Source organism: Delftia sp. S65 (genome assembly GCF_016516495.1).
Classification (GTDB): domain Bacteria; phylum Pseudomonadota; class Gammaproteobacteria; order Burkholderiales; family Burkholderiaceae_C; genus Comamonas; species Comamonas acidovorans.
The window spans coordinates 107,187-120,747 of the sequence record NZ_JACVUR010000013.1 but is presented as its reverse complement, the minus strand read 5'-3'; the positions used below and the strand labels follow the sequence as shown (position 1 = coordinate 120,747).

The window sequence follows — 13,561 nt, the reverse complement described above, 5'->3', positions numbered from 1 at the left end:
CCGCAACGGAGTGCCCCCATGACCCCCACCACCGAACAAAAGCGCGCCACCTTCCACGCCCTGCACCACCAGGGCTGCTTTGTACTGCCCAATCCCTGGGATGCGGGCAGCGCCCGCATGCTGCAGGGCCTGGGCTTCAAGGCGCTGGCCAGCACCAGCTCGGGCCATGCCTGGTCGCTGGGCCAGCCCGATGGCGCCATCTCCCGCGAGATGACGCTGGAGCATCTGCGCAGCCTGGTCGCGGCCACCGATCTGCCCGTGAATGCGGACTTTGAAAGCGGCTTCGGCCTGGGCCCGCAGGAGGTTGCCGAAAGCGTGCGCATGGCCGTGGACACCGGCGTGGCGGGCCTGTCCATCGAAGACTCGACGGGCGATGCAGCCAACCCCTTGCGCAGCATCGAGGAAGCCGTGGCCCGGCTGCGCGCCGCCCGTGCCGCCATCGACGAGGCCGGTGGCGGCACCTTGCTGGTCGGGCGTGCGGAGAATTTCTTCGTGGGCCGGCCCGATCTGGACGACACCATTGCCCGGCTCAAGGCCTATGCCGAGGCCGGCGCTGACTGCCTGTACGCACCCGGCATCCGCAGCGCCGAGCAGATCCGTGCCGTGGTGGCGGCCGTGGCACCCAAGCCGGTGAATCTGCTGATCGGAGGGGCCAGCGAATGGAGCCTGCAGGATGCCGAGGCCATGGGCGTGCGCCGCATCAGCGTGGGCGGCGCACTGGCGCGCGCAGCCTGGGGCGGCTTTCTGCATGCGGCGCGCTCCATTGCCGAGACGGGGCGCTTCGACGCGTTCGCCCAGGCCACGCCGGGCGCCGAACTCAATGGCTTTTTTCAGGGCAAGGACTGATCCGCACCGGCCTGCAGCCGCTGCGCGGTCATGACCCAGACCGCGATATCGAGCAGGGCGGCCGCGCGCTCCATCGGCGGCAGCTGTGGGTCCAGCACGCCGTCCATCTGCCTTGCCAGGGCGCCCCAGCCCAGCAGCGCGCCCTCGTCGGCCCAGGCCCGGCCTGCGGCCAGCAGCGGTGCGCCAGCACCCGCAAGGCCTGCGGCCTGCATGTCGGCCAGCCAGGCCTGGCCTTGTGCCAGCCAATGGCGCAGCGGCGCGGTGGTGCTCTCGTTGCTTGCTTTGCTTGAATTGCTCATGGAGCCTTCTCCACACCGACTTCGGCAAGCGGCGGCGGCCAGGCCGTGCTGGGATGGTGCCAGTCCGCGCTGTCCTGCCAGCGCACCGATGCCACGGCAATCTGCAACTGCCCTGCCGCGATGTCCACGCGGCCAAAGACTTCACGCAGCACGCGGCCGCGCGCCAGTTCCCTGCGCAATGCCTCACCCGCCCTGCCCTGCATGCCGTGCAGATCGCCCACCAGGGACAGGGAAGGCCCGGGCACCGGCGACTGCAATGCAATCGTCCAGCGCTGCAGCAGCTCGTCACGCTGCGCCAGGCCGCTGCCGGTCACCTGCAGCCGTGCCCAAAGGGGCGGCTGCTGGCGCCAGGGGTCGGCATGCAGCTCCTGCAGATGGCGCTGCAGCAGGGCCTGGGGATCGTCGGCCACCGGCTGTGCGCCGGTCGCCCGGGTCGGCAGCGGGCCGGTCGCCTGGGCCGGTGCCAGCCGCGTGGCGTCGCGCGCCGACAGGCGGCCATCGTCGCTGGCCCAGCCGTCCAGCAGCACATGGGGGCCTTGCAGCAGCTGCCTGGCAGTGAGGCCGCCCAGGGTTTCCGAGTCCAGCGCCCCGGCCGGTTCCCACTCCGGGTCGAAGCCTTCGGCGCGCGATGCGGACCAGGTCAGATACCGACCGCTGGCCGCGTCCTGCAAATGCACGGAAAACCCGCGCTGCCCGCCGCGCGCATGCCATAGCTCGGCTGCCACGGCGTGCAGGCAAAGGCCTTGCACGCGCCGGTAGCTGCGCCTGTGCACGCCCGCCAGTTCGCTCAGGGGCCGTGGCATGGGCTGTTGCGCCAGGCCGCGCAGCAGCATCCACAGCGCGGCCGGCAAGGGCGCCACGCGTTCGGCTGCGCCGGCACGCCCTGCGCGCTCGTCACGCAAGGCGCGTACCAGCAGGTTGAGCACGCTGGCAGGGCGCGGCAGGTCGGCCTGGCGCAGTTCGGTGGCCAGCGCTTCGCCCTGGTCGAGGAAGGCCGGGCTCATGCCTGCACGGCCCTGCAGCACCCAGCCGGTCAGCCATTGGCGCGCCTGGGCCAGCCGCTGCAGTGCGCCGGCTTCCAGCGCATGCGCCGGCAGCTCCGGCATGGGTGCGCCCGCCAGGCGCCGGGCCTGCAATGCCACCAGGGCGCGGTGGGCGCAGGCCGCTGCCTTGCAGCTGCAACTGGCCGCCGCCAAGCCACCGGCGCGCGGCAGGCGCACGGTGACTTCGTCAGGGTTGGACAGTTCGCCGATCAGGGTGGCCGGGGCCTCTTCCAGCACTGCCTCGAAGCCCTGGGCCATCCAGCGCAGGGCCTTGCGCTGGGCGGCCATTCCAAAGGCCTGGGCCACGGCGCCGGCATCGCCGTCGAGCCACGGGGCAGCAGGCGCCTGGGCCATGCCATCGGCCGGGGCCTCGTGGGCCAGCCGCGCCCGCAGGCCCAGCAGCAAGGCGCACAGATGGTGGCAGGGGCCAAAGGCGGGGCAGCTGCATTGCAGCGTGGCAAAGCCCGCGCCGGCCAAGGTCTGGACATGGCCTTCGATGCCGGCGCGGGCCTGGTTGGCCGCCAGTTCCCACTGCCCTGCATCAACCGCCGCCAGGGCCTTGGCCCCGCGCTTGAGCAGGCCCTTGTTGGCCCAGTCGGCAATGGCGTCATCGTCCAGGGTACGCAGCCATTCCTGCATCATGAAGACCGCCCTCCCTGCATGGCCCGGGCCAGCCAATCCACCAGATGGTCGGGCGTCATGGCGGCAACCTGGGCGCCGCGCGCCACCAGTTGCGCGGCCAGGTCGCGGTCATAGTCGGGGTGGGCGCGGCGGTCCAGCGCAGCCAGCACCAGCACGCGGGCGCCACTGGCAACCAGACGCTCGGTCTCGGCGATGACGCGGGCCTCGTCATGGCCTTCGTACAGGTCGGTGATCAGCACGATCACGCTGCGGCGCGGCGCGGCAAGCTGCCCGGCCACATGCGCCAGTGCCGCGCCGATGTTGGTGCCCCCGCCCAGTTGCGCGCCCAGCAGCAGCTCTTCGGGCGCATGCAGCTGGCCGGTGACATCGGCCACCGCATCGGAGAACAGCAGCACATGGGTGCGCAGGGCGCGCACGCGCGCAAAGATGCTGCCCATGACGGCGCTGTGGATGACGGATTCATGCATGGACCCGCTCTGGTCCACCACCAGCCACAGGTCCCAGGTCAGGCGCTGTGCTTCGTTCTCCCTGAAGAACAGGCGCTCCAGCACCAGCACCTGCTCCTCGCTCTGGTAGTGGCGCAGGTTGTGGCGCAGGGTGCGCGGCCAGTCCAGATCGCTCATCTGCCCCTGGCCCCGGCTGCTGCGGCGCCTGCGCCGCCGCCCCAGGGCCGAGTGCACGCGCGAGGACAGCCGCGCCTGCAGATCGGCCACCACGCGCGCCACCAGCCGGCGGGCCTCGGCCAGCACCTCGGGGGGCAGGCTGGTGCGCACCGCCATCAAGGCGGCCACCAGTTCGATGCTCGGCGTGGCCTCGGCCAGGACCTGGGGATCACTGAGCAGGCCGTGGAGCCCATAGCGCGACAGCGCATCGCGCTGCAGCGTTTCCACGGCGCTGCGCGGGAACAGGTCGCGCACCTCGCCCAGCCAGTGCACGGCCTGCGGCTCAGGCACGCCGCTGCCGCCCTGGCGCGCGGACTGCCCGCCCCCGCCCTGCCACGCATCGGTGCCCGAGGCGTTCGCCTGCTCGCGCAGGTGGTGCTCGCGCTGGTAGAGATAGTCCAGTGCCGCGTCGCGGCGCGCATCGGCGTCATCGAGCGGCTGCGCGGCAGCCAGGGGCTGGGCGGCTTCGGGCCCGAGGATGAGGCGCCAGCGCCGCAGGGTGGCGGCATCGATTGCCTGTTCCTGCATTGGCGGCTCGTGCATTGGCGGTTCGTGCATTGGCGGATCTTCCCGGCTCATGACAGTCCCCAGGGTTGCAGCAGCCGGCCCACCTGGGCCGCCAAGGCGCGGCTGTGCGCCAGGGCCTCGTCCGATGGCAGGTGCACGGAGGCCAGTGTGGTTGCGCCGGGTGGCGTGGCCGCGCCCGACAGACCCGCCAGCCGCCCGGCCAGCTGCCGCAGTTCGGCACGGGTCAGCTGGGCAAAGGCCAGCCGCAAGGCAGGCAGGCCGGCCAGGAAGGCGTCTTCCGGCCAGTGCGCAATGCCGTCACTGAGCAGGCGCAGCAGCGGCGGATGGCTGAGCAGCCAGCCCTTGGCCACGCGCACAAAGCCCTGCAGGTATTCGCCCATGGCGGCGCCATCGACCTTCGCCAGGCCCAGCATGGCGCGCAGGGCGGCATCGGTCTGCGCAATCTGCCAGCGGCCGGCCATGCTCAGAATGCCGGCGGTGGCACCGCGCACGCGCGCGGGCGTGCTGTCGGCGCCTGCCTCATGCAGGGCGGCACAGGCATCGTGGAACAGGCCGGCGTCGGCCCAGGGCGCGTGACGGCAGACCATGCCGTGCAGATCGGCCAGGGCATCCAGGGACTGTGCCTGCTGGGATGCATCGCCCTCGCCCAGCCAGGGCAGGCGCAGGCAGGCCTGCGCAAAGCAACGCCGCAGCAGCGGCAGCAGGCGCGCCAGGCCCACGCCGCCCAGCGCATGGCGGGCCTCGTAGGCCAGGGCCAGGCAGCACGTGGCGCGGGCCAGGGCCAGCGCGTCGTGGCTGCGCTCCATCCAGGCCTGCACGGTGTCCAGCACCTGCTGGGCGATGCCGTCCAGCCCCATGACCAGCACCTCCAGCACGCGCTGCGCGGGCTCCGTGTGGGCCGTCTGCGCCAGGCGCTCGCGCACGAGGTGCACCGCGGCTTCCTCCAGGCTGGAGCCGTGGCACATGGCCTCGGTCAGGGCCACCGTGGTCTCGACCTGCCAGCCCAGCGTCCAGACCTCGCGCACACGCGCCAGGCCCGTGCCCGCCACGAAGTCCGGCCCGGCCAGGCGCTGCGCATAGGGCACGCCCAGGTAGCACAGGCGGTGCAGCCCCTGCGACAGCCGGCGGTGGCGCGCGCTGCGGTAGATGTCCAGCTCCTTGCGCACGGGTGCGGCGGGCCGCACGGGCAGGCGGTGGCGCAGGCAGAAGGCCTGCACATCGACCAGCAGCGGGGCGGCCGGCGCGTTGGGTGGCAACTGGCCGTAGTCGTCGGCGTCCAGCAGCCATTGACCAGTCTGCTGGCCGGTCTGCTGCCCGGTCTGCTGCACCATGGGCTGCGGTCGCAGGGCCTGGGCATGCTCCTTGAACACGGCGCTGTCCAGCGCCTCCAGCAGCTCGGCCCGGCCGCCGCGGCATGCGCGCAAGGCGGCCAGGCCATGGGCCAGGCGCACGGCCTCGGCCGCGTCAGGCAGGCTGGCGGGCATGCCCCGGGCGCGCAGGCTGTTCACGGTGCGTGCCGCCATCTCGGGCCAGGCCTGGGCATCGGGTTGCGAAGCGCCCTGCTCCAGCGCCTGCCAAACGCCCTGGTAGTAGCCGGGCATGGGCATGCCGGCCGCGTAGCCGCTGGCGCGCTCCAGCCGCTGCAGCGTGTAGGCAATGAGGTGCACGCCCACATCGATGGCGGGCCTGGCGTCCGCAGGCCGGGCGGGGGCCGAGAGGCCGGCAACGATGCCAGGCACATGGAAGCCGCCGCAGACCACCAGGCAGCGCCCGCCTTCGGCCAGGGCCGCGCTGACCTGGGCGGCCATGTGGGCCTCGCGGGCCACGTCCTCGGCATCCATGCCGCTGCCGCCCGCGCCCTGCTCGCGCTCGCGCAGCAGCTGGCTGAAGGCCAGCACGCCGGCAAAGTACGCCTGGGGCGAGGCGTCCTCGTTGCCAGATTCGTAATGCCGGTCCCACCATTCGTCGAAGTCGCGGCAGCCGCTGGCCTGGATGAGGCCGGCCAGCACATCGGGCGCGCGCCGCGCGGGTTCGTCGGCCAGCAGGGGTTCGGGCGCGCAGGCGAAGTAGTCCAGCTGCGCGGCCTGCGCCAGCCTGTCGGCATAGGGCAGGTCGATGAAGCGCACGGCGCTGCGCAGCCGCGCCGCCTCGCGCAGGGCCACCCATTCGGGCGAGAAGGCGGCAAAGGGCACGTAGCAACGGCAGCGCCAGTCTTGCTCGGCCGCGCCGGGCCCGGCCATGGCCGCATGCAGGTAGGCGGCCAGAGGGGGACGCGCCTGGGCGTGCTGCAGCGCGGGCAGCAGGGCATCGAGCTCGCCCGGGCCTTCGATCAGCACGTGGGTGGGCTTGAACTCGCGCATCAGCGCGCGCAGGTGGTGGGCGCAGCGCGGGCTGTGGTGGCGCACGGGCACCAGGCGCAGCTGCGGCAGCGGCGCCAGCCACGCGGCAGCATCAGTGCTCACGGCCGCCTGCGACAAAGTCCTGCCACTGCGGCTGCCCTGCGCGCTGGCGTGCCACCACGCGCAGGTATTCGGCGAAGCGGCGGCGGTCCTCGTCGTCGTCCTTGATCACCGTGCCCAGCAGGTGGCGCGCCAGGTGGGCCGGTCCCACCTGCTCCTGCCCGAAGTACCAGCACTGGCAGGCGGCGTTGAAGGCCACGTCGATGGCCTCGGCCGTGGACAGCACGGTGCCCGGCCGCTCCACGGCCGTGCCCTCAACGCTGCCGCTGCGCAGCTCCTGGAAGGCCGTGGCCAGCAGGGCCAGCACATCGGGCGCGACGGTGGTGCCGATGCGCTGCTGCGCCAGTGCGCGGCCCACCTCCTGCCCTATCAGCGCGGCCTGCGCGGCCACGCCTTCGAGCGGGCGCATGGTCTCGAAGTTGAAGCGGCGCTTGAGCGCGGCCGACATCTCGTTGACGCCGCGATCGCGCAGGTTGGCCGTGGCAATCACATTGAAGCCCGGCCGTGCCAGCAGCCAGGGCTGCTCGTGCTTGAGTTCGGGAATCTGCAGCAGCCGCTCGGAGAGCACGGGCACCATGCAGTCCTGCACTTCGGTGGAGCAGCGCGTGATTTCCTCGAAACGCAGCAGCCGCCCTTCCCCCATGGCGCGGTGCAGCGGGCCGGGCACCAGGGCCTCGGGGCCGGGGCCGTCGCGCAGCAGCAGGGCGTAGTTCCAGCCGTAGCGGATCTGCTCCTCCACCACGCCGGCACCGCCCTGCACGGTGAGCTTGCTGTCGCCGCTGATGGCGGCGGCCAGCAGCTCGGACAGCAGGGACTTGGCCGTGCCCGGCTCGCCCACCAGCATCAGGCCGCGCTGGCCGGCCAGGGTGACGATGGCGCGCTCGACCAGGGCATCGTTGCCGTGGATCTTGCGGGCGATGGCCGGCCCGCCGCCGTCAGGTTCCGCACCGCCCAGGATGAAGCGCCGCACGGAGCGCGGGCTCAGGCGCCAGCCGTCGGGGCGCGGGCCCTGGTCGGCGGCCTGCAGGGCCGCAAGCTCCTGGGCGTGGGCCATCTCGGCCGGCAGCCGCTGGGCGGCAGGCTCCGGGGTGGCCGCTGCAATGCGTTTGGTGGCCATCAGTCGCTCTCTTTGGTGCTGGCCGATTTGGCGGCGATGGCCGCGAACTGCGCCATCAGCGTGGCCTGCAGTGCGCGCGGCCACTGCTGCGGCTGCAGCCGGGGCCAGCGGCCATCTTCGCCGCGATGGCTGCTGTCATAGACCACGGCATGGGTGATGTCCACGCGGTTGTCCAGGTCCATGAACGGCAGGTAGCGCCCGTGGTGGAGTTCGATGTACAGCTGCGGGCCTGCCAGGTCCAGCTTGTGCTCGTAGATGCCGGGGCCGTCCCCCACGGGGCCGGGGCGGTAGTTCCACTTGGCCAGCAGGCCGGACAGCGCGCCCTGGCGTATCTGCAGCGGGCCGGCGGGGTGCAGCAGTGCATGGTTCTTCCACTGCCCGGCTTCGGGCAGTTGTGCGCCTGCGTTCAGCTGGTCGATCAGCGGCTGCAGCTCGTAGTCGGCCAGGCAGGTGCGCCAGGCCTCAACCTCGCCCGCTGCGGCATCGACCGGGTGCCAGAGCAGCACCTGCGCATCGTCTGGCAGCTCCACGGCATCGTCGTTGGCGTCGAGCAGGGAAAAGTCCTCGGCAATGCGAAAGCTCGCGCCCTGCTCCAGCCGCCAGATCAGGCTGCGGCCCACGATGCGCAGCAGGGGATGCAGCAGGAACAATCTGCGCCAGCGCGGGACGGACCAGCGCTGTCCCGTCATGAAGGCGGTACCCAGGCGCGGCACCTGCTGCTTGGCGATGGCCTTGACGCCAGCGGCAACGGTCTTGAATTCGGCCTGGGCCGCATTCCACTGCAGGCGCAGCGATTCGTCCTTGAGCGCAGGCAGGGTCTTGGAGGCCTTGCCCTTGTCGCCCACCACGCGCAGGCTCAGGTCGCCCTGCAGCTGCAGGCGGTAGCGCTGCGGGCCCACCTCCAGCACCAGGCCTTCGCCGCCCAGGCCGAAATCGGGCGTCAGCTCGTCATACAGCTCGATCAGGCTCAGGCCGCGCCGCTGGGCGGCCGCCTTGAGCGCGTCATGCGTGGCTTCAATCACCAGGTCCTTGAGCTTGCGCGAGCTGGACAGGGTCTGGACCTGGGACAGCGCATACAGCGTGTCCAGCGCACCGAGCTGCTCCACGGCGATGATGGCGCGCAGCTTCTTGCTCCAGCCCCAGGCCTTCACGGCGGCCACCAGGGTCTGCACCAGGCGGTCATCGACATGGCCGGTGGCCAGGCGCAACGCCCATCGCGCCTTGGGCTCGCCCTCCAGGGCCACCCAGGCATTGACCAGGTGCAGGGACAGCTGGGCGCGGCTTTCGGCCGGCACATGGGCCAGCAACTGCTCCACCAGCGGCGGCAGCTCTTCCTCGGCCGTGGCCACCAGGTGCAGCACGGTGCGTGCCGCATGCCCGGACAGCGGCGCGAACAGGGCCAAGGTCTCTGGCTGGTCATAGGCCTTGATGCTGCTGGAAAAGCGCTTGAAGCGCGCCACGCGGGCCTCCAGCGCATCGAGCGGGACCCGGCCCTCCTCCCCCTGCTCCACGGTCAGAGCGCCCGGCACTGGGACGCCCAGGGCCAGCAGCCGGCCCTCGACCATGCTTTCGGAGCCCAGGTCCAGGCCCGTGCGCAGCAGCGCCTGCAGCAGAGGTGCGACCCCGGGGTCGGGGTGGGCCAGCAGGATGTCACGGCAGGCCAGCTGCATCGCTTTCTCGCGCCGCTGCAGCCAGGCGTTGGACTCGAAGACAGCGCCTACGGCCTGCGCATCCAGCCCTTGCATGAAGCGCGCCACCGCTTCGCGCAGCGCCCGCGAGCTGCTGGCCGCCAGCAGTTCGCCCAGCAGAGGCAGCCGGGCATGCAGCATGGCCGGGTCCAGCTGGGCCAGCAGCGGGGCCAGGCGCACGGTGGGAATCTCGCGCAGATAGTCGGGCTGCTCGGCCAGCATCTGGTTGAGCAGGCCGATGAAGGGCTCAATGCGCGACACCTGCAATATGCAGCGCAGCAGATGGGGCAAAAGCTCCGGGTAGCGTGCCGTCCAGATCTGCCGGGCGACCACCGCATCGAAGTGGTATTTGGGCTGCCATCCTTCGATCCAGGCGACGAAGGGCGCGGCATCCTCCCGCACCAGGCGGTCGAAAATGGGAATGAAGTAATCAGCCGGCTCGCGGTCCGCCCTGCCCAGCAGCAGGTTGACCAGTTCCAGGCGCCGCTGGGCATCGGCACCCAGGTCCCAGCGCAGCGCGATCAGGCCCGGGTCTTCGTTGATGGGCTTGTCGTCGAACCAGTCGGGATGGCGGCGGTAGAAGTCGTACCAGGGCGCGCAGCGCTGCGGGTGCGGAACGTCGCGGTGCCGCTTCATGTAGACATCGCGGATGTCGGCATAGAGCGCGCCGCCGCGCTCGGCCAGCTCCATCAGGTCCTGGTCGTCCAGGCTGCCCAGCAGCAGCTTCCAGTCGACTCTGTCATACCTGGCGCCGGACTGGACGTTCAGCTCCGCGGCCCAGTCCAGCAGCTGCATCACCCGTTCGCGGCTGATACCCGGGTACCAGAGCCAGCCGAACATGTCCAGGATGCGGATTTCACGGTAGTCGTTGTCGCCGTCCGGCGCAGGTGGACGGGCCAGGCTGGCGCGCGCCATCTGCTCGAACTCGGCCGCAAGCTCGGGGCTGTGGCGTGGAATGTCGCCGTCCAGGCTGCCGTCGATCCTGCGCCCGAAGGGGATGGTCTGCCGCGCGAAGGCCAGCCACAGGTCATGGTCATGGGTCCAGGGCAGATCGAAGTTACCCAGGGCGCGGATGGGGTTGGAATAGTCGTCGAAGGCCTTGCGCGTGAAGGCGCCCACTTCGTCATGCCGGCCCGCGCGCATGCGGCTGGCCAGCACCTGGACCAGCTCGGCGGGCGGCAGCGAGGCGCTCAGTTCCTCCAGCGTGGCCTGGTCGGTGTGTTCTAGGGTCGAAGAGGTCATGGATTCAGGGGTTCTGGAGGGAGTCAAACCTGGGCTGCAGCCGCTGCGGCTGCCGCGCCCGCGGCGCGCGAGGCCAGGGCCTGGAGCATGGCGCACAGCGATGCCTGCAGCGGCAGCGGCCATTCGGCCGGGGGCAGCAGGCGGTCGGCGGCCATGTCGCGCAGGGCAAAGCCTTCGATGTCGATGTCATGGCCGGGCTCGTAGTACGGCATGGCCGCGCTGTGCAGCAGTTCCACGCGCCAGCGCTGCACGGCAAAGTCCCGCAGGTGCAGGTAGATGCCGGGGCCATCGCACACGGGGCCGGCATGAAAGCGCCATGGGCCTGCCAGGCCGTCCAGCGCCTGCTGCGTGAGCCGTATCGGTGCCAGGGGCTGCAGCAGCTCCTGCTGCCACTGGCTGGCCAGCGGCAGGTCGGCGGGCGCATCGACCTGCTCTATCAAGGCCTTGAGGCCGTAGTCGGCCAGGCATTCGCGCCACTGCGCACGCTCCTGGTCGGTGGCCTGCGCGGGGTGCCACAGGGCGATGCGGCCCTCGGCCGGCAGTTGCACCGCGTCGCTTTCGGCATCGACCAGGGACAGGTCTTCGGCAATGCGCAGGCTGAACGGCTGGCCGGTCGCGGGCTCCACCCGCCAGACCAGGCCCTGTGCCACCACGCGCAGCAGCGGGTGTTCCAGGAAGAGGCGGCGCCAGGTGTCCAGCGGCCAGTGCCGGCCCAGCATCAGGCAGGACTGCAGGCGCGGCGCCTGCTGCTGCAGCACGGCCTTGATGCCCTTGGACAGCGTCTTGAGCCGCGCGGCGGCCGCCTCCCACTCCGTGCGCAGGCCCTCGTCGGCCAGGGCCGGCAGGCTGCGCACCAGCTTGCCGGCCGGCGTGCGCAGGCGCAGCGACAGGTCGCCCTGCAGCAGCACGTCATAGGTCTGCGCGCCCACCTGCAATTGCACGCCCCGGCCCAGGTCGAAGTCCGGGGTCAGCTCATCACTGAGGTCGGCCAGCGCCATGCCGCGCCGCGTGGCGGCCTCGGCCAGCACGGCCTGTGCAGCGGCCAGCACGCTGGGCTTGAGCGTCTTGCCGGTGGCCAGGGCCTGCACGCAGGACAGGGCATAGACGGTGTCGAGCCGGCCCAGCTGCTGCAGCGCGACCACGGCACGCTCCTTGCGCGTCTTGTGCCAGGCCAGGGCGGCCGAGGACAGCACATCGACGATGCGGTCATCCGCCGCGCCGGGCAGCAGCTTGAGCACCCAGCGCGATTCGGGCGAGCCATCGGCAGCCACCCAGTGCTGGACCAGGGCCAGAGCCAGCCGCGCGCGATTCTCGGCGCTGGCCTGGGCCAGCAGTTGGTGGGCCAGCGCCGGCAGCTCCTGCGGGCTGGTGGCCGACAGGTGCAGCAGCGCACGCGCGGCCTGGGCCGACAGGGGCGCGAGCAGGTCCAGCAGCGCCGGCTGGTCCAGCGCGGCAATGGCGGGCGACAGGCGCTGCAGGCTGGCGGCCTGGGCTTCAAGCTCTGCCAGGGAGCCGGCACCATCGCTGCCTGCCGGCGCGGCCTCGCCGGCAGGTGGCCTGGCTGCGTCCGCAACCGGGGCTGCGGCACCCAGATCCTTCAGGCGCGCCTGCACCGGGCCTTGCTCGGCCACGTCCAGCAATCCAGCGGACAGCAGTGCCGACAGCAGGCTGCCAGACGCCGGATCAGGATGGGCCACCAGCACATCGCGGTAGGCCAGCACCAGGTTCTTGTTGGGCTTGGCCAGCCAGCCGGCGGCCTGGGGCGCATCCACGGGCAAGGCAGACAGGGCCTGGGCCAGCGCCGCACGCAAGCCCTTGGAGGCACTGCTGGAGGCGGCCTTGCCCAGTTGCGGCAGCAGCCGCTGCCGCGTGTCCACGCGCAGCGCGGGCAGCAGGTGCGTGAGCGGGCCGGCGGCCAGGCGGGCCAAGTCGCCAGGGCGATCGGCCAGCAGGGTCTCGGCCACCGGGGCGTAGCCGGCGCGGTCGGATTCGTGCTTGCAGCCGTCTGCGCAGGCCGGCAATAGCAGCGGCAGCAGGGCCGGCCACCGGGCGTCCCACAGCCGCTGCGCCACGACGGGATTGATCGCCAGGTGGCCCAGTTGCTTGAACCAGGCGACCAGGGGCGCGGCATCGGTCTGCAGCATGCGCTCCACCAGGACACGGTCATGCGGCCAGTCATCGTCCGAGGCAAAGCACAAGGCCTTGAACAGGTCCTGGGCCAGCAGGTCGCGGCGCGCGGCATCGGCCGTCTCCCAGCGCGATGCAATCAGCACGGGCTCGGGCAGGCGCAACTGGTCAAGCACGGCGGGGAATTGCGCAAAAAAATCCCGCCACAGCGCCCAGCGCTGCGCTGCAGGCCGCGTGCGCTGCAGCGGCAGCTGGCGTTGGACGATGTCGCGGCTGAGCTGGCCTCCGCCGTCCTCGATGGCCATGGCCAGCAGTTCGGGCTCGGGCAGCTGGTGCAGCAGGTGCTGCCAGTGGCAGTAGTACTGCGCGCCGGGCGCAATGCCGGCCTTTGCGCTCAGTTCCCGCGCCCAGCGCAGCAGGCCGATGATCTCGGCACTGGACATGCCTTCATGGCCCAGCACGCCAAACACCTGCCTGAGCACGAGGTCGTAGCCATCGCGCAGTCTCCAGGGCTGGTGGGTGCGGCTGCCCCAGTCATCCAGCCAGGCGCGGGCCAGTGCCGTCAGCTCCGCGGTCAGCTCGGCACTGCGCCGGGGCACGCCCGAGTTGCCCCCATAGAACTGTCCCAGCGGAAGGCTGATGCGTGCCAGCGCCAGCCACAGCGCGTGGTCGCGCTGCCAGGGCGCATGCTCGCCGGGCAACTGGTGCAGCCGCTCCTGGCACAGGCTGCTGCTGTCGCGCAGGAAGTCCGCCACCTCGGCATCGCGCCCCTGGGCCAGGCGCTTTGCCAGTTCGGCGGCAAAGGCCGGCATGCCCTCGCGCCCGGCGGGCGCGGCCGTGTGCAGTTCGTACAAAGCCTGCAGGGGAAGCGCTGCTGTCTCGTTGTTGCTCATGGTCTGTGGAGTCTT

The 13,561-nt window shown here is 71.6% G+C and carries 8 protein-coding genes; 1 reads left to right on the top strand and 7 read right to left on the bottom strand.

Features of this window, described 5'->3' with window-relative positions:
* Nucleotides 1-18 precede the first annotated feature (18 nt).
* Nucleotides 19-846 (top strand): isocitrate lyase/PEP mutase family protein, encoded by an 828-nt coding sequence (locus IAE24_RS13850; protein ID WP_199960391.1) that lies wholly within the window; start codon nt 19-21, stop codon nt 844-846.
* Here IAE24_RS13850 and IAE24_RS13845 read toward each other — a convergent pair.
* The 7 genes from IAE24_RS13845 to IAE24_RS13815 are packed head-to-tail and all read right to left on the bottom strand — an operon-like array spanning nt 831 to nt 13,546.
* Complete coding sequence (locus IAE24_RS13845; RefSeq protein ID WP_199960392.1) at nt 831-1,145, bottom strand: hypothetical protein; 315 nt, start codon at nt 1,143-1,145, stop codon at nt 831-833. The two genes, IAE24_RS13850 and IAE24_RS13845, sit on opposite strands and share 16 nt — an antisense overlap.
* The gene (locus IAE24_RS13840) at nt 1,142-2,830 is read right to left on the bottom strand and encodes an SWIM zinc finger family protein (RefSeq protein WP_199960393.1); all 1,689 of its coding nucleotides are present in this window, start codon (nt 2,828-2,830) and stop codon (nt 1,142-1,144) included. Before IAE24_RS13840 ends, IAE24_RS13845 begins: the two co-directional genes overlap by 4 nt.
* A complete protein-coding gene (locus IAE24_RS13835; RefSeq protein WP_199960394.1) occupies nt 2,827-4,020 on the bottom strand; it encodes a VWA domain-containing protein in 1,194 nt (397 codons plus the stop codon). The genes IAE24_RS13840 and IAE24_RS13835 overlap by 4 nt, the downstream gene beginning before the upstream one ends.
* A gap of 47 nt (nt 4,021-4,067) precedes the next feature.
* Nucleotides 4,068-6,482: a DUF5682 family protein gene (locus IAE24_RS13830; protein WP_199960395.1), complete on the bottom strand. Its 2,415-nt coding sequence runs from the start codon at nt 6,480-6,482 to the stop codon at nt 4,068-4,070.
* Nucleotides 6,472-7,596 carry an ATP-binding protein gene (locus IAE24_RS13825; protein WP_034394609.1) on the bottom strand — a complete coding sequence of 375 codons (1,125 nt, stop codon included), beginning with the start codon at nt 7,594-7,596 and terminating at the stop codon, nt 6,472-6,474. Before IAE24_RS13825 ends, IAE24_RS13830 begins: the two co-directional genes overlap by 11 nt.
* Nucleotides 7,596-10,526: a DUF4132 domain-containing protein gene (locus IAE24_RS13820; protein WP_199960396.1), complete on the bottom strand. Its 2,931-nt coding sequence runs from the start codon at nt 10,524-10,526 to the stop codon at nt 7,596-7,598. Before IAE24_RS13820 ends, IAE24_RS13825 begins: the two co-directional genes overlap by 1 nt.
* Before the next feature lie 23 nt (nt 10,527-10,549).
* Nucleotides 10,550-13,546 carry a DUF4132 domain-containing protein gene (locus tag IAE24_RS13815; RefSeq protein ID WP_199960397.1) on the bottom strand — a complete coding sequence of 999 codons (2,997 nt, stop codon included), beginning with the start codon at nt 13,544-13,546 and terminating at the stop codon, nt 10,550-10,552.
* Nucleotides 13,547-13,561 lie beyond the last annotated feature (15 nt).